At 70.9% G+C, this 21951-nt stretch carries 18 protein-coding genes; 6 read left to right on the forward strand and 12 right to left on the reverse strand.

Features of this window, described 5'->3' with window-relative positions:
* Positions 1-77: 77 nt before the first annotated feature.
* From ACZ6JY_RS09925 to ACZ6JY_RS09940, 4 genes are all read right to left on the reverse strand, one after another.
* Positions 78-866, reverse strand: a complete 789-nt coding sequence (locus tag ACZ6JY_RS09925) for a GNAT family N-acetyltransferase (RefSeq protein WP_469194105.1) — start codon at positions 864-866, stop codon at positions 78-80.
* A 61-nt stretch (positions 867-927) separates the two neighbouring features.
* Complete coding sequence (locus tag ACZ6JY_RS09930) at positions 928-1968, reverse strand: PhlD (protein WP_469194107.1); 1041 nt, start codon at positions 1966-1968, stop codon at positions 928-930.
* A gap of 109 nt (positions 1969-2077) precedes the next feature.
* Positions 2078-2899 carry an MmyB family transcriptional regulator gene (locus ACZ6JY_RS09935; RefSeq protein WP_469194109.1) on the reverse strand — a complete coding sequence of 274 codons (822 nt, stop codon included), beginning with the start codon at positions 2897-2899 and terminating at the stop codon, positions 2078-2080.
* Between the two features lie 474 nt (positions 2900-3373).
* Positions 3374-4261, reverse strand: coding sequence for a Gfo/Idh/MocA family protein (locus ACZ6JY_RS09940; RefSeq protein WP_469194111.1), 888 nt, complete (start codon positions 4259-4261; stop codon positions 3374-3376).
* A 180-nt stretch (positions 4262-4441) separates the two neighbouring features.
* Between ACZ6JY_RS09940 and ACZ6JY_RS09945 the strand changes: the two genes are divergently transcribed.
* Positions 4442-5932, forward strand: a complete 1491-nt coding sequence (locus ACZ6JY_RS09945) for an MFS transporter (RefSeq protein WP_469194113.1) — start codon at positions 4442-4444, stop codon at positions 5930-5932.
* Positions 5933-5934: 2 nt separating this feature from the next.
* The gene (locus ACZ6JY_RS09950) at positions 5935-6492 is read left to right on the forward strand and encodes a TetR/AcrR family transcriptional regulator (protein ID WP_469194115.1); all 558 of its coding nucleotides are present in this window, start codon (positions 5935-5937) and stop codon (positions 6490-6492) included.
* Here ACZ6JY_RS09950 and ACZ6JY_RS09955 read toward each other — a convergent pair.
* Entirely contained in the window at positions 6443-7408 is a 966-nt protein-coding gene (locus tag ACZ6JY_RS09955) for a DMT family transporter (protein ID WP_469194117.1), read from the reverse strand. The two genes, ACZ6JY_RS09950 and ACZ6JY_RS09955, sit on opposite strands and share 50 nt — an antisense overlap.
* A gap of 178 nt (positions 7409-7586) precedes the next feature.
* Between ACZ6JY_RS09955 and ACZ6JY_RS09960 the strand changes: the two genes are divergently transcribed.
* A complete protein-coding gene (locus ACZ6JY_RS09960; protein WP_469195002.1) occupies positions 7587-8156 on the forward strand; it encodes a TetR/AcrR family transcriptional regulator in 570 nt (189 codons plus the stop codon).
* Positions 8157-8161: 5 nt separating this feature from the next.
* Here the strand turns inward: ACZ6JY_RS09960 and ACZ6JY_RS09965 are convergent, their stop codons facing one another.
* The 4 genes from ACZ6JY_RS09965 to ACZ6JY_RS09980 form a co-directional block, all read right to left on the reverse strand.
* Positions 8162-8422 (reverse strand): hypothetical protein, encoded by a 261-nt coding sequence (locus ACZ6JY_RS09965; protein ID WP_469194119.1) that lies wholly within the window; start codon positions 8420-8422, stop codon positions 8162-8164.
* Between the two features lie 251 nt (positions 8423-8673).
* Positions 8674-9429, reverse strand: coding sequence for a sulfite exporter TauE/SafE family protein (locus ACZ6JY_RS09970; RefSeq protein ID WP_469194121.1), 756 nt, complete (start codon positions 9427-9429; stop codon positions 8674-8676).
* Between the two features lie 246 nt (positions 9430-9675).
* On the reverse strand, positions 9676-10911 hold the full coding sequence (locus tag ACZ6JY_RS09975) for an RNA polymerase sigma factor (protein ID WP_469194122.1): 1236 nt from the start codon (positions 10909-10911) through the stop codon (positions 9676-9678).
* Positions 10905-11318, reverse strand: a complete 414-nt coding sequence (locus tag ACZ6JY_RS09980) for a YciI family protein (RefSeq protein WP_469194124.1) — start codon at positions 11316-11318, stop codon at positions 10905-10907. Before ACZ6JY_RS09980 ends, ACZ6JY_RS09975 begins: the two co-directional genes overlap by 7 nt.
* Positions 11319-11552: 234 nt before the next feature.
* Here ACZ6JY_RS09980 and ACZ6JY_RS09985 point away from each other — a divergent pair, with 234 nt between their 5' ends.
* Entirely contained in the window at positions 11553-13616 is a 2064-nt protein-coding gene (locus ACZ6JY_RS09985) for a pectinesterase family protein (RefSeq protein WP_469194126.1), read from the forward strand.
* A gap of 17 nt (positions 13617-13633) precedes the next feature.
* Here the strand turns inward: ACZ6JY_RS09985 and ACZ6JY_RS09990 are convergent, their stop codons facing one another.
* A complete protein-coding gene (locus ACZ6JY_RS09990; protein WP_469194128.1) occupies positions 13634-15163 on the reverse strand; it encodes a DHA2 family efflux MFS transporter permease subunit in 1530 nt (509 codons plus the stop codon).
* A 487-nt stretch (positions 15164-15650) separates the two neighbouring features.
* Between ACZ6JY_RS09990 and ACZ6JY_RS09995 the strand changes: the two genes are divergently transcribed.
* Complete coding sequence (locus ACZ6JY_RS09995; RefSeq protein WP_469194130.1) at positions 15651-16889, forward strand: MFS transporter; 1239 nt, start codon at positions 15651-15653, stop codon at positions 16887-16889.
* Positions 16890-16931: 42 nt separating this feature from the next.
* On the opposite strand, the gene ACZ6JY_RS10000 is transcribed toward ACZ6JY_RS09995, so the two are convergent.
* Together ACZ6JY_RS10000 and lpdA are read right to left on the reverse strand one after the other, a co-directional pair.
* Positions 16932-19109, reverse strand: a complete 2178-nt coding sequence (locus tag ACZ6JY_RS10000) for an MMPL family transporter (protein ID WP_469194132.1) — start codon at positions 19107-19109, stop codon at positions 16932-16934.
* Between the two features lie 132 nt (positions 19110-19241).
* A complete protein-coding gene (gene lpdA / locus ACZ6JY_RS10005; protein ID WP_469194134.1) occupies positions 19242-20645 on the reverse strand; it encodes a dihydrolipoyl dehydrogenase in 1404 nt (467 codons plus the stop codon).
* A gap of 296 nt (positions 20646-20941) precedes the next feature.
* Here lpdA and ACZ6JY_RS10010 point away from each other — a divergent pair, with 296 nt between their 5' ends.
* Positions 20942-21814: an SAM-dependent methyltransferase gene (locus ACZ6JY_RS10010; RefSeq protein WP_469194136.1), complete on the forward strand. Its 873-nt coding sequence runs from the start codon at positions 20942-20944 to the stop codon at positions 21812-21814.
* Positions 21815-21951: the final 137 nt, after the last annotated feature.

A 21951-nucleotide genomic window follows, 5' to 3' on the forward strand; every position in this document is an offset into this window, starting at 1 on the left:
AGAAGATCTTCCCGAGGCTCGGCGAGACGGACACGGCCGAAGCCGTCACCAAGCTGCTCGGCTGAGTCCGGCCCGCCTCAGGGCTTGTGGACGTACGGGGTCGTCGTGCAGAGGGTGGCGAAGCCGAGCCGGTCCAGGATCGGGCGGCTGTCGTCGGAGGCGTCGACCTGGAGATAGCGGTAGCCGCGCTCGGCGGCGATGCGGGCGCGGTGGGCCACCGTCGCGCGGTAGATGCCCTTGCCGCGCCAATCGGGAGCGGTGCCGCCGCCCCAGAGGCCCGCGAAGTCGGTGCCGGGACGGAACTCGGCGCGGGCGCCGCAGACCGGCCGGTCGCCGGCCATGGCGACCACCGCGACGATCTCGTCCGGGGCCTCCGCGAGCTGGGCGAGGACCCGCCTGCCGAGCTGTTCGCTCAGGGCCGCGTCGGCGGCGCCGAACGCCGCGAGGTGCGCCTGCGACATGAGCCGGGCGCCCGCCTCGTCCGTCACCTCTACCAGCCGCACGCCGTCGGGCAGTTCCGGCCCCGCGGGCAGGCGGTCGGCCTCGGCGACCATCACGGTCTCCACGGGCTCGGCCACGAATCCGGCCGCGAGGAGGCGCCGGGCGAGGTCGTCCGGGCGGTCGTACGAGTGCAGCTTCCACTCGAACTCGCGGCCCGCGGCGGTGAAGTGGCGCACCTGCTCCGCGATCACGGCGTCGGCCGTCTCCGCGTCCACGTCCGACCACAGGACGCCGTTCCAGTCGTGCTCCGAGCCGGTCTGCCGGACGACACCACCGCCCCGCTCCACCCGCGCCCCCGGACTCTCGCTCCGCGCGTCACGCCTGATCTGCCGGTCGTAGGCGGCGAGCGCCGCTGCGTGGTCCATGGGGGTCACTCCAGCAGGGGAGCCGCCGGGCGGCAAACGATTATCGGCCGTCGGACCGGGCTCAGGCGTGCCAGTGGCAGCGGAGCGCCGCGGCGGAGAAGCCGGGGCCGAACGCCACGACGATGCCGCGTGAGCCCGCGGCGGGCGGCACCGAGTGCGTCCGCTCGATGACGCGCAGGACGCTGACCCCGCCGAGGTTGCCCTCGTCGGTCAGGGTGTCCGTGGAGTGCCGTGCCGCGTGGGCGTCGAGCCCGAGTGCGGCGGCGGTGTCGGCGATGATGCGCAGACTGCCCGGGTGGATGGCGGCGAAGTCCATCTGTTCCGCGCCGACCCAGTCGGTGAGCGCGGGCAGCACGTCGTCGGCCGCGGTCAGGGCCTTCTTGGTCGAGTCGAAGTGGAACCCGTCGGGGGAGATCCGGCCCCGCTGCCGGTCGACGCTGTCCGGCAGCACGTACTCGAAGGAGTCCTCGATCGCGAGCCCCGGACCCAGCGGGCTGTCGCTGACGACCGCGGCGGCGGCGGAGTCCCCGAAGAGCGCCTTGTAGATCATCGACTCGATGCCCGTGTCGGAGTGGTGGTAGACGCTGGAGATGACCTCCGCGGCGACCACGAGGACCTTGCTGCCGGGACGGGCGGCGACCAGGTCGGCGGCACGCATCAGGCAGTGGGTGCCGCCGGGGCAGGCCAGCGTGGTCAGCGCGATGCGGCGGACCGTCGGCCGCAGACCGAGCCGGGCGATGAGGTGGACGTCGAGGTTGGGGACGGACCAGCCCGTGCTGTGCGTGGTGACGATCGCGTCGATGTCGTGCGCCGCCAGACCTGCGGTGCTGAGGGCCGCTTCGGCGGCGCGTTCGGACATGTCGAGAGCATCGGCGAAAGCGGCACGGGCGCGTTCGCCGATGTCGGCCGTGCCCGAGACGGTGGGAGCGCTGAGGGGACGGGTGAAGTTCCGGGTGCGTACACCGCAGTTCTCGATGACGCGGGTGATCGCCCGGAGCCGGGGGTGGTCGGCGTGATGGGCGCGTATGTCGTCGACTATCTCCGACGTGGTGACCTTGTGATCACCGACGACGGTCTGAGGTCTTGAGACGTAAGCGGGCACGAGGCGACTCCCACGGGGCGTAAGGACGTTCGGGTGCGGCACAACGTACTTCACCGTCACGAACGCGTCTTCCCACGTGGGTGAGGATTCCCGGGAAGGTGGTGGGTATTCAGAGGGCCCGCAGCATGGGCGCCCGTTGGTGGGAGCGGAGCTCTCCGGGGCGGAACACGAGGATCATCAGACGGGCGCCGGGCGCGGTCATGGGCTGGGCCGTGCACATCGTGACCCAGCCGGCGCCCAGCTCCGGGTGGAGCAGGGGGCGCTCGTCGCCGTCAGGGTGGGGGTAGGAGACGCCCGTGCGGTACAGGGCCGCTGTCTCGGGCTCCGCGAGGACCTCCTTCTCGATCTGGAGGAGCGTGTCGTCGTCGGGCCTTGAGGCGAGCGCGGCCCGGAGCTGGGGGAGCACCATCGGCGCCCACGTGGATTGCCAGTCCATGAGGGCCCGGCGGCCATCGGGGTCGAGGACCATCCAGCGCATCACGTTCGCCGGAACGTTTCCGTCGGGGAACATCGCGGCCAGCGGTTCGTTGAAGGCGAGCATGTCCCAGGACGCGTCGGTGACGTAGGCCATGTGGGAGATGCCGTCCACCGCTTCCTGCCATACCCCGGGAACCTCTTTGCCGGACGAGAGGTGCAACGGGCCCGGCGGGTCCTGTAGGAGTGCGTAGCGGTTGAGGGACACCCACTCCTGCTCGTTGAGGCCGAAGAGGCGTGCCACGTCGCGGAGGAGCGTGGTGGGCGCGTTGGGGTAGTTGCCGGATTCGAGACGGTGATATGTCCCGAACGTGCGGTGCAGCAACTGGTCGACCTGATGCTGTGAAAGACCGGGCGCGCGTCGGCCCTGACCGCTGGGGCGGGAGAAACCATGCGATTCGGGGGCGATGAGGGCGCGTCGTTCGCGGAGCAGAGCGCGGAGCGCCGTCTTGTTCATGGTGGGTAATCCCTCTTGTACACGCCGAGTTGGAGCATCAGCAGTCTAAATATTCGCAACTTCTTTGGGAGTAAACATTGCCCGAAGAAAACGATCAGCCGCTGCGGCATCATGGTGGGCGCGACCTCGCCGACCTGCAGCTTTGATCGTCGGCGAGTGCGTGGGCACAACAGTGGGGTGTCTTGTCCGGGGAGTCGGAGAATGGCTGAAATTCCCCGGCATCGGGTACCCCTGAGGCCTACCGGGTCGATGCGGGAAGTGTGCGGAACGGTTGTTCGTATTCCGATCCATGTGAGCGGAAACAGGGCAAGCGGGGAACCGCACAAGGTTCTTCCCGGACCGGCCCCATGGGTCCACCGGCTGCGGTCGGTGCCGTCACTCGCCATTACGTAGCGGCCACGGTACCGACCGCCCGCGGGTGTCCCGTTCCCTGACGTGGAGTCCCTCAAGCGGACTTCCGCATACAGCGTTCCCTCACGCGGAAGCGATCCGTTCCTCCGCCCGCGCCAGGATTTCCGTGACGCGCAGTCCGAACCGGACGTCGCACGGATGGGCCGTGCCGGTGCGCACGGCCGAGACCAGTTCGCCGATCGCCGTGCCGATGGCGTCGTGCGACTTCTCCCGCGCCGGCAGCACGGCGACACCGTGCTCACCGCGCAGTTCCACCGCGAGGCCCGCGGCCTTCTCCGGTGCCGTCAGGCTGAGCGCCGCCGTGCTTGACGCGCCGCTCGTGTGCCGCAGGATCAGGTGCACCGTGTCGCCGGGACCGCGGGCCGCCGTCACCTCGCTCACGTCGCCGAGGACCGGCAGCAGCATCGACAACGCGTGCGGACCCACGTCCCACAGGCCGCCCCGGCTCTCCCGCCACGGGGAGGAGAACGCCGCCTCGCCCTCGGGTGTGTAGAAGGAGCCGTACCAGTCGGCGCGGCCGGTGAACCAGCCGCCCGTGGCGCGCTGTTCGTCGAGCCAGGCCGAGGTCACGGCGGCGAAGCGCAGCGTGAAGAAGACCACGGACGCCACTCCGGCACGCTCAACGGCCCGCGCGAGCTGACGCGCGACCTCGGGCGTCGTGGCCACCGGCTTGTCGAGGAGCAGATGGCAGCCCGCGGCGGCGGCCCGCGCCGCGAGCGGGGCCTGGACGTCCGGCGGCACGGCGAACGCCACGGCGTCACTGGCCGCGAACAGCTCGTCGACTTCCTCGTGGACGGCCGTGCCGTGCGCGGCGGCGAGCGTGGCCGCCGCCTCGGTCCTGCGGCCCCATACGCCGCTGAAGTCGATGTCCGGATGTATGGCGAGAGCGGGGGCGTGCGTGGCGGTGGCCCAGGGGCCGGTGCCGACCAGGCCGATGCGGAGTCGTTTCATGCGCGGCAGTATGACCGAAGCTGTTCGAAACCAGCTCTCCTGCCGGGTGCGGAGCGTTCGGCCCCGGTGGCGGCATGCGCGCCCGGCACATGCCGCCGGACGGGGCCATGGGCCCTCTGGTGAATTCCCATTCACTCGATATGGTGAATTCGGATTCACCTCAATCCGCGGGGAGTTCAGATGGAACCCGTCCCGATATCCGAACCCGTCCCGATATCCGGCGATGTGCGTGGGTTACGCGCCCGTCTCGCCGTCCCCGTCCTCGCCTTCGGCGGGATCCTCATGGCCGTCACGCAGACGGTCGTCGTCCCGCTCCTGCCCGATCTGCCGCGGCTGACCGGCAGTTCGCCGGGCGCCGTCTCCTGGCTGGTCACCGAGACGCTCCTGGCGGGCGCGGTCCTCACGCCCGTGCTCGGCCGCGCCGGTGACATGTACGGCAAACGCCGTGTGCTCCTGCTCGCCCTCGGGCTGATGACCGCCGGTTCCGTGCTGTGCGCGCTCACCTCCGACATCCGGCTGCTCATCGCAGCCCGAGCGTTACAGGGAGCCGCCGCCGCGGTGGTCCCGCTGTCCATCAGCATCCTCCGCGACGAACTGCCGCCGCAGCGCACCGGTTCCGCCGTCGCCCTGATGAGCTCCACCGTGGGCATCGGCGCCGCGCTCGGGCTTCCACTGGCCGCGCTCATCGTCCAGTACGCGGACTGGCACGCCATGTTCTGGGCGACGGCCGCCCTGGGCGCAATCGGCCTCGGGCTCGCCTGGTGGACCGTACGGGAGTCGCCGGTGCGCTCGCCGGGGCGGTTCGACATCCGGGGTGCGCTGGGGCTCGCGGCCGGCCTGGTCTGTCTGCTGCTCGCCGTGTCGCAGGGCGGCCAGTGGGGGTGGGGGAGCGCACCGGTCCTCGCGCTGCTCGCGGGGGCCTTCGTCATCCTGACGGTGTGGTGGTGGACGCAACTGCGCACGGACAAGCCGCTGGTCGATCTGCGCCTGGCCGCCGGGCGGCGCGTGGCGCTGCCGCACGTGGCCGCGCTGCTCGCCGGGTTCGCCTTCTACGCCAACTCCCTGGTGACCGCCCAGCTTGTGCAGGCGCCCGCCGCCAGCGGCTACGGCCTGGAGCTCTCGATCGTCGCGACCGGCCTCTGCCTGCTGCCCAACGGCGTGATCATGCTCGCTCTCTCACCGGTATCGGCCCGCATCTCCACTGCCCGCGGCCCCCGGGTCACCCTCGCCGTCGGGGCGGTGGTCATGGCTCTGGGGTATGTCGTACGCATCGTCGACAGCACGGAGTTGTGGGTGATCGTGCTGGGCGCCGCCGTCGTGTCGACGGGGACCACTTTCGCGTACTCGGCGCTGCCCACCCTCATTCTGCGGGCCGTGCCGATCGAGCAGACCGGCTCCGCGAACGGGGTGAACGTCCTGATGCGGACCATCGGCCAGAGCCTGTGCAGCGCGGCCGTCGCCGCCGTGCTCGTCAGGCACACCACGGCGGTGGACGGGATGCGCGTTCCCGCTCTCGGCGGCTACCGGCTCGCGTTCGCCGTGGCGGGCGCGGTCGCGCTCGTCGCGTGTGCCGTGGCGCTGGCCATACCCTCTGAGTCGGCCCCCGAAGAGGCGCGGGCGCCCACCGGAAGCGGCGGGCCCGCCCAGGAGACGGCCCTGGAGGGAACGTGAGCGTGACCGCGGGGAGAAGGGACGCCGAGCTGTCCAAGGCAGCCATCATCCGCGCCGTCAGGTATCTGCTCGCCCGGCACGCGCACGGTGACATCACCCTCAAGGCGGTGGCGGAACGGGCCGGGGTGAGCGCCCCGCTGATCCTGAAGTACTTCGGCAACAAGGACGCCCTGTTCTCGCACGTCATGTCCTTCGAGTCGGACGCCCTTGCCTTCCTCGACGCACCGCTCGCCGACCTGGGCCGCCACATGGTCCGCCACCTGCTGACCGGCCAGGCCGAGCGCGGCGCCGACCCCATCCTGCGCATCGTCTTCGCCCCGCTGCACGGGGAGCAGGGCGACATCCTGCGCGCCAACTTCCGCGCCCAGGTGGTCGAGCGGCTCGGCGAGCGCCTGACGGGCGCGGACGCCGGGCTGCGGGCCGAGCTGGCCGTGAGCATGCTGATCGGTCTGGGCGTGATGTACGGCATCGCCCGCGGCCCCCGCCTGCGCGAGGCGGCGATCGCCGACATCACCGACCGCTACGCACCCGGGGTGCAGGCGTTCCTGACCCCCGGATGACGGACTCGTCCGCCACCGAAGCGTTACGTGAATCCGTACCCGTACGTGAGGCCGCAGTGCCGCGCCGCACGACGAGCACGGCGCAGAGTCCGACGGCCAGGCCGACCGCTGTCTGCGCCCCGAAGGGTTCGCCGAACATGAGGGCGCCCCACAGGGCCGTCACCGGTGCCATGAGGAACATCAGCGTGTTGACCTGGGTGACGCCGGAGCGCCGCAGGATCAGCCAGTACAGGCCGTACCCGCCGAAGGTGGAGAGCGTCACGAGCCAGGCGATCGCCACCCAGAAGGACATCTCGGCCGGCGGTGTCGCGGCCCGCGCCGCCAGGGCGAGTGCGGTGAAGATGACGGCACTGGTGACGCAGTGCACGGTCATCGACACCGCCGGGCGCACGGGGCGGGGTGCGCGCCGGTCCAGGAACGTCGCCGCCACCAGCGAGAACATGCCGAGGAACGGCACGAGATAGGCCCACCACGCGGTGTCGCCGCCGCCCGCGAAGTCGGCCGTCGTCACGATCGCGACGCCGGTCACGCCGAGACCGAGGCCGAGCCACTGGGTGCGGGTGACGAACTGCCCGAGCAGCGGCCCGGCCAGCGCCCCCGCGACGAGCGGCTGGGTCCCGTCGATCAGCGCGGTGGTGCCGCTGGAGACGCCGAGCTGGATGGCGTAGTAAACGGTCAGGAGATAGCCGCTCTGCGACAGCGCGCCCACGAGGGCCTGCCGTCCGACGTCACGCGCCGACAGCCCCCGCCAGGCCGCCCGCGTCAGCGTCACGGCGACGAGCCCGAGGACGACGGCCAGCGGCAGGAAGCGCCACATCAGCACGGTCACGGCGGACGCGCTGCCCGCGCCGAGCTTGGCCCCGATGAACCCGGAGCTCCAGGTCAGCACGAACGCGGTCGACAGCAGGATGTTCATGGGGTGCTCCTCTTCGTCGGAGACCGAGTAATCCGATCTGGAGTAAACCGATCTGTATACCGTGCTTGCGGCCGAGTATACGCACGCCGTAAACCGATCGGTCTACTATGGGGGTGTGACTGACGAAGCGGGCCGCGGATACGACGGCGAGAGCAAGGGCGGCGCCCACCGCGTCCCCATGACCCCGGCGGCACGCCGCGCCCTCGACGCCGCGGGGCGGCTCTTCTACGAGCGCGGCATCCATGCCGTCGGCGTGGACCTGATCGCCGCCGAGGCCGGAGTGACCAAGAAGACGCTCTACGACCGGTTCGGGTCCAAGGAGCAGATCGTCGTCGAGTACCTCGCCGGCCGCGACGAGCGCTGGCGGGCCTTCCTCGCCGGATACCTGGACGCGGCGCCGACGCCCCGCGACAAGGTCCTCGCCGTCTTCGGCGCCTCGCGCGACTGGGCGGTGGACCACATGGCCAAGGGGTGCGGCATGGTCAACGCCCACGCCGAGATCAGCGATCCCGCACACCCCGCGTACGCGATCATCACCGGCCAGAAGGCGTGGATGCTCGGCCTCTTCACGGGCCTGGTGCGGGAGTTCGCCCCGCGCGAGGCCGAGCGGCTGGGCAGGACGCTGATGCTGCTGCACGAGGGCGCCCTCGTCGCGAGCGGCCTGCGCGTCTTTCCCGGCGCGATCGAGCGGGCGGGGCGGGACGCGGAGGAGCTACTGCGCTCTGCCGGCGATCCGGTGGATCGCTGAGGGGCTCACTCCTTGGGCTCGGCGCACGCGGCGAGCGTGTCGAGGAAGCGCCGGATGGCGGGCGTGCCGTCGGCTCCGAGCCTTCGCTTGACCGGCGGCACGGGCGCCCCGCGCCGGGCGTCCGCCGCCTGGCACGGCCCCGGCGGCTCCTCGGCCGGGACGGTCACCGCGCGGCGTATGTACTCCGCGACCGGCACCCCGAGCCGGTCCGCGTGCCGCAGGACCCCTGCGTACTCCTCGGGCGTCAACAAGACCTGCACAGGCATGGCACCGTCCATGGGCGCATGATGCCGCCCGGGCCCAGGTGGCGCGGCGGGGTTGGCATATTCGTCCCCGAAGGCGTGAAAAAACGAGAAGTGGCCCCGACCGGACGGGGGAATCTCGGTCGGGGCCTCTTCATGTTCAATGGTAAACCATCCGGAGAGTGCCCTGGCGCGGGGGCATGCCCGTGGCCGCGGGGCGGGGTGCCCGGGGCTGTGCGACGGGATGCCCGCGGCTGTGCGACAGGGCATGACGCCTACTGCGCGAGCATGATCGACGACGCCGTGACGCCGACGACGACGATGAAGCCGCGCATCGCGACCGGCGGCAGGCGGCGGCCGAAGCGCGCCCCCACGAGGCCGCCGACCGTGGACCCCGCCGCGATGATCCCGGCGAGCGTCCAGTCGATGTCCGCCGCGAAGATGAAGACGACGGCGGCGACGCCGTTCACGAGGGAGGCGAGCACGTTCTTGGCGGCGTTCAGGCGCTGGAGGTCGTCCAGGATGAAGGCGCCGAAGAGGCCCATGAGCAGCACTCCCTGGGCCGCCCCGAAGTAGCCCCCGTACACGCCGGTGGCGAGGACGCCGCACCACATCGGTATGCCGCCGTCCCGCTTGCCGTCGCTGCCCCGCTCCTTCAGCCGCCGGTTCAGCCACGGCTGGAGCACCACCAGGACGCAGGCGGTCAGGATCAGCACCGGCACCACCGCCTGGAAGGCGTCGGCGGGCAGCTTCAGCAGGAGCAGCGCGCCGATGAGGCCGCCGATGAGCGAGGCCGCGCCGAACCGTACGAGGCGCCGGGCCTGCCCCTTCATCTCGCGCCGGTAGCCGTACGCGGCGCTGAGGGTGCCCGGCACGAGGCCCAGGTTGTTCGACACGTTGGCGAGCACCGGCGGACAGCCGAAGGCCAGCAGGGTCGGGAAGGTGATCAGGGTGCCGGAGCCGACCACCGCGTTGATCCCGCCGGCCGCGACCCCGGCGGCTCCGACCGCCACCAATTCGAGCGCTTCCACACATCACCTTTCGCCCGGCCCTCGGTCCGGTTCTCCCGAGCCTCGGGCCCCGGGTCGACGCCCGTCGCCGGGTGGCCGCCCGGACCTGTGACGATCTTCAGTCAGGGGAAAACCCAAGTCAATCCTCGCCGCGGCGGCCTCGACCCGGCCTGGATCGCCCTCGGCGAGCCCGTGCGCGGCATCGCGCGGCCGCGCCTTCGGCGACACCGTGGCGGAGCACTGCGACCCGCTCGGCCAGGTACCGGCTCAGGGCAGCAGCCTGGCGGCCCGCGTCTGGAGGTAGTGGGCCTCGGGGCGGCTGAGGGTGCCTTTGGCCGCCGCACGGTAGGCGGTGATGGCCCCTTGGTGATCGCCCGCCCTCTCCAGGAGGTGGGCGCGGACGGCTTCTAGGCGGTAGTGGCCGCCCAACTGCTCCTCAAGCGCGGCCAGTTCGCCGAGCCCGGCCCGCGGCCCGTGCACCATCGCGTACGCCACGGCCCGCCCGAGCCCGGCCATGGGCTCGGCGACACGGCGTACGAGAACGTCGTACAGGGCGAGGATCTGGGGCCAGTCGGTGTCCTCGGCACGCTCCGCCTCGTCGTGCAGGGCGGCGATGGCCGCCTGCAACTGGTAGGCGCCCGGCGGCCCTTGCGACAGCGCCTCCTCCACCAGTGCCGTGCCCTCGGCGATCGCCTGCCGGTCCCAGCGGCCGCGGTCCTGCTCGTCGAGCGGGATCAGCTCGCCGTGCGGCCCGGTCCGCGCGGCGGTACGCGCCTCGGTGAGCAGCATCAGCGCGAGCAGCCCCGTCACGGCGCCCTCCGCGGGCAGCAGGCGGCGCACGGCGCGCGTCAGCCGGATCGCCTCGCGGGCCAGGTCCGCGCGGTGCAGGGCGTTGCCGGACGTCGCGGTGTATCCCTCGTTGAAGATCAGATACAGCACTTGGAGGACCACGGCGAGCCGCGCGTCGCGGTCGGCGGGGACCGGCTGCCGGAACGGGACCCCCTTGATCCTCCCCTTCGCCCTGCTGATCCGCTGCGCCATCGTCGCCTCCGGCACCAGATGGGCGCGGGCGATCTCCGCCGTGGTCAGACCGCCGACGGCGCGCAGCGTCAGGGCGACCTGCGCGGCCGGGGTGAGCGCGGGGTGGCAGCAGAGGAACAGCAGCGTGAGGGTGTCGTCGTCCGAGGGGGCGCGGCTCTCGCCCGGCGGGGGAGCGGTGAAGGCGTCGCGCGGCGTCAGCAGGGCCGCGTCCTCCTCGCGCCGCCGCCGCGCCTCGTCCGCGCGGAGCTGGTCGACGAGGCGGCGCGAGGCCACCCTGATCAGCCAGCCGCGCGGATTGTCGGGCACGCCCTCGTCCGGCCACTGGCGGGCCGCGGCGAGCAGCGCCTCCTGCACGGCGTCCTCGGCGGTGGCGAAGTGCCCGTACCGGCGTACGAGCGCGCCGAGAACCTGCGGCGCGTGGCGGCGCAGCAGGTCCTCGGTCCCTGTGGTGCGTCTCAGCACCCGCCTCCCGCTCCCTGCACGGGCCTGATCACCACGGGCGGGTCGACGACCCCCTCGGGGCCGGGGCACTGCGTGATGCGCACGGCGATCTCGGTGACCCGCTCCAGGCTCTCGCACTCGAGCAGCCAGTACCCGGCGAGCACTTCCTTCGTCTCGCCGTAGGGGCCGTCCGTGATCACCGGGCGGCCGTCCTTGCCCGCGCTGACGAAGCGGGTCTGCGCGGGTTCGGTGAGGCCCTGTCCGTCGATGAGCTCACCGGACTCGGCGAGGTCGTCGTTGAGGGTGCTCATGAAGGCGTACATCGCCTGGAGTTCCTTCTCGCTCCAGGCCGGGCTCGTCTCGGAGGCCTTGCCCGACATGCTGTCGTAGTCGGCCTGGGAACCCTGGACCATGACCAGATACTTCATGACGTGTCTCCTCGGTTCGCGCCGTCACCCCTCGTGGGCGACTTTCACCGGGGACGTCGGAGCGGGCGGCGCGTTCTCTACACCTCGCGGGAAGTTTTTCTGTCTCTGTTTTCCGATGCTAGAGGGACGGCGGCGAAGACGGCGGCAACCTCTCGCGTCGCGGCGGCGACTGATCAGTGGCCCGTTCCACCGGACACGGGCGCCCCCCACGTACGTAGAGATGGGAACGGACGTATGACTGAGCTGCACGGCTCCGGCAGAGCACGGCACCGCCGCAGGAGGACGGCCCTGGTGGCAGGGGTCCCGCTGGCACTGGCGGCCGCCGCGGCCATGGCCTACGGCACGGCCTTCGGGATGTTCGGCGCGGACGCCGAGCCGAGGGCGGCGGCGGCCCCCGCCCCAGCCTGGGCCCATGACACCGCCGACGGCTTCGCGTCGGTCGACGCCCGCGGCCAGAAGGGCACCTACGGCGGCCGTGACGGGCGAACGGTGACGGTGCGGACCCTCGCCGACCTGGAGAAGTACGCGACCGCCGCCGAGCCCTACGTCATCGTGGTGGCCGCGGCGATCCCGATGAACCCCAAGGGCAAGGAGATCAAGGTCGCGTCCGACAAGACGATCGTGGGCGCGGGCACCTCGGGCGAGATCGTCGGAGGCGGCTTCTTCCTCGGCCAGGGCGTGCACAACGTGATCATCCGCAACCTCACGATCCGGGACTCGTACGCGGGCGTCTGGAACGACAAGGACCACGACTTCGACGCCATCCAGATGGACGGCGCCCACCACGTCTGGATCGACCACAACGATCTGCGGCACATGGCCGACGGCCTGATAGACAGCCGCAAGGACACCACGAACGTGACGGTGTCCTGGAACAGGCTGTCCGACAACAACAAGACCTTCGGCATCGGCTGGACCGAGAACACCACCGCCGATCTCACCCTGCACCACAACTGGTTCCGCGAGACCGAGCAGCGCAACCCCTCCACGGACAACGCCGCGCACGCGCACCTCTACAACAACTATCTCCAGGACGACCCGGGCACGGACATCACCTCGTCCTACGGGAACTACGCGCGCGGCAGGACCAAGATGGTCCTGGAGAACAGCTACTTCCGTGGCGTGAACAATCCCGTCATCAAGGACAGCGCGGCGGCCCTCGTGCAGCGGGGCAACGTCTTCTCCGGCACCACAGGGCGCAACGAGAGCGGCGGCACGGCCTTCGACCCCAAGGCGTACTACGACTACACCCTCGACAAGGCCGCCGCCGTCCCCGGGCTGCTCAAGGCCGGCGCGGGGCCGCGCGAGAACATCGGTACGACGGCCGGGGCGCAGGCCGTGAAGAGGACCACCCTGACGGTGGCCAAGGACGGCAGCGGCCAGTACCGCAGCGTCCAGAAGGCCGTCGACGCCGTCCCCGCGGACAACACCTCACCCGCCGTGATCCGGATCGCGCCCGGCACCTACCGCGAGACCGTCAAGGTCCCGTCGAACAAGCCGCACGTCACGATGGAGGGCACCGGCGGCAGCCGCAAGGACACAGTCATCGTCGAGGGCCACGCCTCAGGGATGGCCAAGCCGGGCGGGGGCACCTACGGCACCGGCGGCAGCGCCACCGTCGCCGTCGAGGCCGACGACTTCACGGCCCGCAACCTCTCCATCTCGAACGACTTCGACGAGGCGAGGAACCAGCAGGTGAACGGTCAGCAGGCGGTGGCCCTGCGCACCGCCGCCGACCGGGTACGCCTGGACGACCTCATCGTCAGCGGCGACCAGGACACGCTGCTCCTCGACACGGCGGCCAAGGACCGGACGGGCCGGGTCCACCTGACCGACTCCTACGTGATCGGCAACACCGACTTCGTCTTCGGCCGGGCCACGGCGGTCATCGACAGGTCCGTGCTCACCCTGAAGAAGCGCTGGAACGGCACCTCGGCCGGGTATGTCACCGCGCCGAGCACCCCCGCGGGACGCAAGGGCTTCCTCATCACCCGCTCGACCGTCGACGGCGACGTGGCCGCCGGGAGCTTCCACCTCGGCCGCCCCTGGCACGCGGGCGGTGACGCGAGCCTCGACCCGCAGACCACCGTCCGCGACACCACACTCGGCGCGGCCGTCAAGAAGACGCCCTGGACCGACATGGGCGGCTTCTCCTGGAAGGACGACCGCTTCGCCGAGTACGAGAACACAGGTCCGGGTGCGGGCGGCCCCAGTGCCGACCGCCCGCACCTGACGGACGCCCAGGCCGCGGCCCAGGAGACCGCGGACTGGCTCGGCGGCTGGAGGCCCGCCAACTGACCTGACGCGTACGGGGCTCAGCCCATGTGGACCGGGGCCACGCCCTCGGCCGCCTCCTGAGCCCTGGCGTTGACGGCGAGCGCGGTGACCACGAGGCCCGCCAGGAACATGACGCCCGCGGCGACGAACGCCAGCGTGTAGCCGTGGGTCAGGGCGTCGGCGGCGTCGGCCACCAGGCCCTGGTCCTTGGTGGCGACGCCGCGGTAGAACGAGGCGGCCGCGTCGGGCAGCCTGTCGTTCGCCGCCGAGGTGGCGATGGTCGAAAGGACGGCGAGGCCGAGCGCGCCGCCGATCTGCTGGGCGGTGTTGAGCAGCGCGGAGGCGATGCCCGTCTCCTGGTGCTCGACACCGCTGACCGCGCCGAGGGTCATGGGTACGAAGCCCATGCCGAGGCCGAGCGCGGTCACGAACATCGCCGGCATCAGGTGCCCGGCGTACGACGAGTCGGGGGTGAGCGTGGCGAACCAGAACATGCCGATGGCGGCCACGAGCAGCCCGGGGCCGGCTATCAGCCGTGGAGCGAGGCGGGTGATCAGCTTGGAGCTGAGGGTGGCCGCGATGCCCATGCCGAGGCTGAACGGCAGGTTGGCGAAGCCGGTCTTGACCGCGCTGTAGCCGAGGATGAGCTGCATGTAGAGCGTCAGGAAGTAGAAGGTCGCCATCATGCCGGCGCCGATGAACAGCATCGTGGCGTACGAGCCGGAGCGGTTGCGGTCCTTGAAGAGGCGCAGCGGCAGCATCGGGTGCTCGGTGCGGCTCTGGATGAGGAGGAAGGCGCTGAGCAGGACGGCGGCGACGACGAAGCAGGACAGGGTGACGGTGTCGGTCCAGCCGTGCTCGCCGCCCCGCGTGATGCCGTAGACCAGCGCGATCAGACCGCCGGTGCCGGTGATGGTGCCGGGCAGGTCGAGGCGTCCCTGGTGGCGCTCGGCCTCGACGAGCGTCCTGGTGCCGGCGAGGACGGCAAGGCCGATGGGGATGTTGACGAAGAACACCCACCGCCAGTCCAGGGCGTCGGTCAGGATGCCGCCGAGCAGCAGTCCGACGGTGGCGCCGATGCCGGCCATGGCGGCGTAGACGCCCATCGCCTTGTTGCGCGGCTTGCCCTCGGGGAAGGTCGTGGCGATCAGGGACAGGGCGCTGGGCGCCGCCACGGCCGCGCCGACTCCCTGGAGGATGCGCGCGCCGATGAGCAGGCCCTCGTTCGGTGCGAGGCCGCCGAGCAGGGACGCCAGGGTGAACAGGGCGATGCCCACCTGGAACATCCGGCGCCGCCCGAAGAGGTCGCCCGCGCGCCCGCCGAGCAGCAGCAGTCCGCCGAAGGCCAGGGCGTACGAGTTGACGATCCAGGCCAGGTTGGCGTCGGAGACACCGAGGGCGGTCTGGATGCTGGGCAGGGCGATATTGGTGATCGTGCCGTCCAGGACCACCATCAGCTGGGCCGCGGCGATCACGAACAGGGCGAGGCCGAGGTGCCGGCCTCGGGGTGACGCGCCGGGGGCGTCCGCCGGTGCGGGGGCGGTGACAGCGGGGCTGTCAGCAGACATGAGAGAACTCCAGGTCAAGGCGTGGACGTATTCCTCCGGAATGGGGAGCAGGCGCGGGAGAGCCGCTTCCATTCCGGAGTGAGAAGTCTTGGTGAACCGCTTTGGGAGGCGGCGGCACCGCAATGCAATCCGAGCGGCTCGGCGCTGGGAATGCGGCCTGGGCTCGGGACGAGTGAATACCTTAACACTGGATAAGTGCTGGTCGTGGGGTCGTTCGGCCGCTCTCGCCGCAGCCTGTATTGCGTTTGACATGCGGCTTAGAAGTGTGAGCAATGGGGCCGTAGACAGTTATTTGCATTCCCGGAAAAAGTGTGAGCACAGAATTCGGGTCGCCCGGGGTGGGTTCACACTTTCCTCGGGAAGGCAAATTGATCGGCCGTGTGTGTGGCCGGAGAAACGGTCTGGACCGGGCCCGGCCCGCCGACTAGCGTGCCCCTTCGGCCCGCGGGCGGACGCGGGACGGACGGGGGCGGACGGGGGACGGGACGTGGACGGGGCCGTGGACGTGGACGGGGACAGCAGGGCGCGTCCGGCCTCCCTCTGGGCCAACCGTGACTACCGCGTCTTCCTCGTCGTCCAGGCGCTCTCCGCCCTCGGCGACTCCTTCTCCTTCGTGGCGATTCCCCTGCTCGTGCTGCACAGCACCGGCTCCGTCGTCCAGATGGGGCTCGTCACCGGGCTCACGGGGGTCGCGTCGATCGTCACCGGGCTCTTCGCCGGAGTGATCGCCGACCGCGTCGACCGGCGCCGACTGCTCATGGCCACCGATGTGGCGCGCTGTGTGCTCTACGCGACGATCCCGGTGGTCTGGCTCTTCGCGACCCCGATATGGGTGATCTACACGGTCGTTCCGCTCGCCGGTGGCTTCGCGATGCTGTTCCAGGTGACGTACGTGACGGTCGTGCCCGCCATCGTCAGGCACGACCAGATCACCAGGGCCAACGCCCACCTCTTCGGCTCGTACGCCGTGGCGACCGTCGGCGGGCCCACCCTCGCGGGCTTCGTCGCGGCCGCCGCGGGCCCCGTGGCCGCCATCGGGATCGACGCCGTGACCTTCGCCCTCTCCGCCGCCGGGCTCCTCCTCGTCAGGCTGCGACCGCCCGCCGACGAACCCGGAGGGGCGGGCAAGGGCGGGGTGCGCGAGGATTTCCTGGCCGGCATCCGCTTCCTGTGGGCCCACCCCGTGCTGCGCCCGCTGACCGTGCTCCTGTCCGCCGTCGTCTTCCTCACCCACGGCATGACGGACGTCATCATCTTCCGCGTCAAGGAAGACCTCGGGCACGGCGACGACACCGTGGGCTATGTGCTGAGCGCGGGGACCGTCGGCACCCTTCTCGGGTCCTTCGCGGTCACGCGGGTACGCAAGGCCTTCGGGTTCGGGGCGACCTGGATCGGCGGCACGGCTCTCGCCGGGGTCGCCGTCGCCTGCCTCGGTCTCTCGGGGAGCGTGCCGGTCATCGGTGCGCTCTCGGCGGGCATGCTGCTGGCCACGGGCGTCGCGGGCATCAGCTCGATGTCCCTGCGCCAGGAGGTGACCCCCGGCCACCTCCTGGGACGGGTCACCGCGGCCTTCTGGACGACGCACTACTCCCTGGGGCCGCTCGGCGCCGCCGCCGTCACCGCGGCGGCGGCCGGCTTCGGGGTGGCGAAGGTGTGCCTCGCGGTCGGCGTGGGCGTGGTGTGCGTGGCGCTCAGCGGGACGGTCACGGGGGTCGCCCGGGGGTGAACCGCCCCGAACCGCCCCGACCGCCCCGCTGAGCGCGTGTGTTCAGAGCGGACGCGACGCCCGGTCCGCCCGCTGCTGCTCCTCCTCCGCACCGCTCGGCGGCGGGCTCGCACCGCCCCCGTTCCGCTTCTCGTCCCCGTGGCCGGGCCACCAGGCGGCGTGCCCGATGAGCGCCGTCAGCGCGGGCGTGAAGATCATCGCCATGACGAACGCGGCGATCAGGATGCCGAAGGAGAGGGAGAAACCCATCTGGGAGAGCGTCGAGTTGCCCGCGAGCATCAGCGTCGCGAACGTACCGGCGAGAATGACGCCCGCCGAGCCGATCGTCGGCCCCGAGTGCCGCACCGCCGTACCCGCGGCGTCGCGCGGACTGCGGCCCTCCCGCGCCTCCTCGCGCAGGCGCGACACCATGAGGATGTTGTAGTCCGTGCCGAGCGCGACCACGAACAAGTACATGATCACCGGCAGCATGAACATCAGCCCCGGCTGGCTGCCGATCTGCTGGAAGATCAGCGAGGTCGCGCCGAGCGTCGCGCCGAAGCCCAGCGCGACGGACACCATCAGGTACCAGGGCGCCACCAGACTCCGCAGCAGCAGCCCCAGGATCACCATGATGGCGAGCGCCGCCACCGGGAAGACGACCGAATAGTCACGGTCCACCGCCTTGTTGATGTCGACGTAGATGGCCGTCGTGCCGCCGACGCGCGCCTGTGATCCGTCCGGGGCGCCCTCGTGCGCCACGGGGCGCAGCCGGTCCTTGACCGTGGCGAGCGCGCGGTCGGAGGCGGGCGGGTCCGAGAGGATCACGGAGTACGAGGCCGTCGTACGGCCCGGGTTCAGGCGGGGAGCCGCCACCGTGCCCACGCCGGACACGTCGGCGAGCCGTTCACGGAAGGCGGCGGCCTGTGGCTGCGACAGCGGCTTGCCGGAGGTCGAGGAGAGGTAGACGGAGGTCGGGTCGGTGGAACCGGCGGGGAAGCCCTTCTCCAGGTCCCGCATCGCCACCATCGACTCCTTGTCGTCCGGCAGCGAGGACCCGGCGAGGTCGAAGTTGGCCTTGTAGCCGAGGGCGCCGAGGGTCAGGGCGCCCATGAACAGTGCCGAGACCACCGCCCACACCGCGGGCCTGCGGGCGATCGACGTGCCGAGCCGGGCGAAGCCGGTGCCCTGCGGTTCGCGCCGCCAGGACTTCGACGGCCAGAACACCTTGGTGCCGAGCAGTGAGACCACGGCGGGCACGAGGGTGAGGCCGGCGAGCAGCGTCAGGAAGACCGCGATGGCGAGCGCGGGGCCCATGGACTGGAGCATGCCGAGCGAGGAGAGGGTGAGGGCGGCGAAGGCGACGATGACGGCGCCCGCCGCCGACGTGATGGCCTCGCCGACCCGGTCGACGGCGTGCACCATGGCGCCCTTGGGTTCCTCACCCGCCCGCAGCGCCTCCCGGTAGCGGAAGAGCAGGAACAGGATGTAGTCCGTGCCCACGCCGAACAGCACGACGGTGAGCAGTTCCTGGACGGAGGAGTCTGCCTTCATGTCGAAGGCCTTGTTGGCGGAGGCGATGAGGCCGGTGGCCATCGGGGAGATGAGGCCGATGAGGACCACGGGCAGCAGCGCGATGATGGGGCTGCGGAAGATGACGAGAAGCAGCACGACGATGATGACGATCGTGCCGACCCCGACGAGCATGCCCGCGCGCTTGGAGGCGTCGCTCTCGTCGAGGGCCTGGGCCGCCGAACCGGTGATCCCGGCCGACAGGTCGGTGCCCTTCAGCTCCGGCTCAAGACCCGACCGGAGCTTCTCCACGGCGTCCTGCTGCGAGGTGTCCTCGGGGTCGGTGATCTTCGGCATGGCGACGACCGACGTCCGTACCAGCTTGTTGGGCGAGACCTCGCCCGGTGCGACGGCCTGCACTTCCGGGATCTTCCGTGCCTGGAGATCCTTGGAGACGCGCTCCACGTCGGCGGAGTCGGCGGCCGTCAGCTTCCCGCCGTCGGAGCGCTGGAAGACGATGATCGCGCCGACGTTCCGCTGCTCGGGGAACTCCTTCTCCTGCACGTCGGCGGCGCGGATGGACTCGTAGTGCTCGGGCAGGAAACTTGCTTCGTCGGAGCTCGAGGTGAGCTTCGGCGCCAGTGATATCACCGCGCCCGCCGCCACCACCCATGCCAGGATGATCCACCACGGGCGGCGCACCACGAATCGGCCCAGACCAGAAAACATCGGCTACTGCCTCTCCTCGCCCCCGAGGCACACAGTCGTGTCCCGACAAGGATCGGCCGGTCCGGGCGGCCCCGCCACTTGAGCCACTCGCTTTCGGTCACTCGCGTTCACGGCGGGGCGCCCGGGGGACACTCAGAAGTTGATCATGTGTCCGGCCAGGCCGTGCACCGCTTCCTTGACGGCCTCGCCGAGGGTCGGGTGCGCGTGGACGTTGCGGGCCACCTCGTGGACAGTGAGGTCCCACTGCTGGGCCAGGGTCAGTTCGGGCAGCAGCTCGGTGACGTCGGGGCCGATCAGGTGGGCGCCGATGATCTCGCCGTACTTCGCGTCGCTGATGATCTTCACGAAGCCGACGGTGTCGCCGAGGCCGTGCGCCTTGCCGTTCGCCTGGAAGGGGAACTTGGCGACCTTGACGTCGAAGCCCTTCTCCCTGGCCTGCGCCTCCGTCCAGCCGAAGCTGGCGATCTGCGGCTGCGAGTAGGTGGCGCGGGGGATCATCACGTAGTCGAGTTCCATCGTCTCGGCGTCCGCGATGGTCTCCGAGGCGATGACGCCCATGGCCTCGGCGGTGTGCGCGAGCATCAGCTTCGCGGTGACGTCACCGATGGCGTAGATGTGCGGGACGTTCGTGCGGCAGCGGCCGTCGACGTCGATCGCGCCGCGCTCGGTGAGCCGTACGCCCGCCGCCTCCAGGCCGTAGCCCGACACGTTCGGCGCGAAACCGATGGCCTGGAGGACCTTGTCGGCCTCGAGCACCTGCTCCTTGCCGTCCTTGCCCGTGACGGTCACCCGGACCTGGTCGCCCGACTCGTCGATGGACTCGACGCGGGTGGAGGTCATCACGTCGATGCCGAGCTTGCGGTACTGCTTGGCCAGCTCCTTGGAGACGTCCACGTCCTCCAGGGGCGCGACGCGGTCGAGGAACTCGACGATCGTCACCTTCACGCCGTAGTTGTGCAGGACGTAGGCGAACTCGATGCCGATCGCGCCCGCGCCCGCGATCACGATGGAGCGCGGCAGGGAGTCGGCGAGGATCTGCTCCTCGTACGTCACGACGCGCTCGCTGCGGCTGGTGCCGGGCAGCAGGCGGGGCGTGGCGCCGGTGGCGATGACGCAGTTCTCGAAGCCGATGGTCGCGGTGGTGCCGTCGGACTTCGCGATCTGGAGGGTGTTCGCGTCCAGGAACGTGCCCCGGCCGTCGAACTCCGTGATGCCGTTCTTCTTCATCAGGAAGTGGACGCCCTTGACGCGGCCGTCCGCGACCGTGCGGCTGCGGCTGAACGCCTCGCCGTAGTCGAAGGAGACCTGTCCGTCGACCTTGATGCCGTACGTCTTCTGCTCGTGCGTGAAGAGATGGGCCAGCTCGGCGTTGCGCAGCAGCGCCTTCGTCGGGATGCAGCCGACGTTGAGGCAGACCCCGCCCCAGTACTTCTCCTCGACGACCGCTACCCGCTTGCCCAACTGGGCGGCGCGAATGGCGGCCACGTAGCCGCCGGGTCCTGCTCCGAGCACGACGACGTCGAAGCGGTCTTCCATGGGGAGGTCCTCTCTGGGTGGTACGGGAACGGTGGTGCGGGTGGCTCTGTGCCACGATCATGCGCCATGCGGGGGCCCGCGCGGCGCGAGGGTGGCGCACGCCACTGCCCGCCGGAGAAGTTACCCGCCCGTGCGCTGCCCCACGGACGGCCCAACCACCCATCAGGCCAACCTTGTTGACTTCTCCCACTCTGTTCACCCGAACGTGGATCACCGGCTAGTGTCACGGTCACCGATCACGTTCCGTGAAGCACAAGGGAGAGCGTGAAGCACAAGGGAGAGGTGGAGAGCGCGCAGTGGACAGCGACAACCGGCCCGGGACGGTGGACCCGACGTCCATCCCCTACGACATCCCGACCTCGGCACGCGCCTACGGCTGGATGCTGGGCGGCAAGGACAACTACGAGGTGGACAGGGACTTCCTGCTCTCCACCCTGCCCTCGTTCCCGGAGTGCGTCGACATAGCCCGGCAGAACCGCGAGTTTCTCTTCCGCGTGGTGCGGTATCTGACCCGCGAGGCCGGCATCCGGCAGTTCATCGACATGGGCTGCGGTCTGCCCACCGACGACAACGTCCACCAGGTCGCCCAGCGCTTCGCCCCGGACGCCCGCGTCGTCTACGTGGACATCGACCCGATCGTCCTCGCGCACGGCCGCGCGCTGCTCGCCGACGACGCGTCGACCACGGTGATCCACGGTGACATGCGGGACCAGGAGGCGGTCCTCGGCCACCCCGACGTCGCGCGGCTCATCGACTTCGACGAGCCGGTCGCGGTCCTCTTCCTCTCCGTGGGCCACCACCTCGTCGACGCCGACGGACCCCGGCGCGTCCTGCGGACCATCATCGACCGGGCCGCGCCCGGCAGCCTCCTCGGCTTCTCGCAGGTGGTCGCCGACGACGCCGCCCGGGGCGCCGCGATGACCGCGCACATCTCCGGCGGCGGCGTCCCGTGGCAGACGCGCACCCCCGCCGAGGTCGACGCGCTCCTTGAAGGCCTCGACCCGCTCGACCCCGGTCTGGTGAACCTCACCGACTGGCGGCCCGACGCCGACCAGCCGCCGCTCGCGCCCGTCGACCAGGACCTCGTCCCGTACCTCGGCGCCACCGAAGCCGGCAAGGGCATCTACGAGTACGGGGGAGTGCTGCGGGTGGCACGCCGCGACGGCTGACGTCACGGCCCGGTTGACCTGGGGCGCGGTACGCCCCAGAATGACGACCATGATCCAGCACCTGACCGCCGCCGAGCGGACGTTCGGCGTCCCGTGGCGGCGCGGGTGCGAGCGATCGGGCCGCTAGCTGCCGGAGT

Source organism: Streptomyces sp. NPDC046335 (assembly GCF_055587985.1).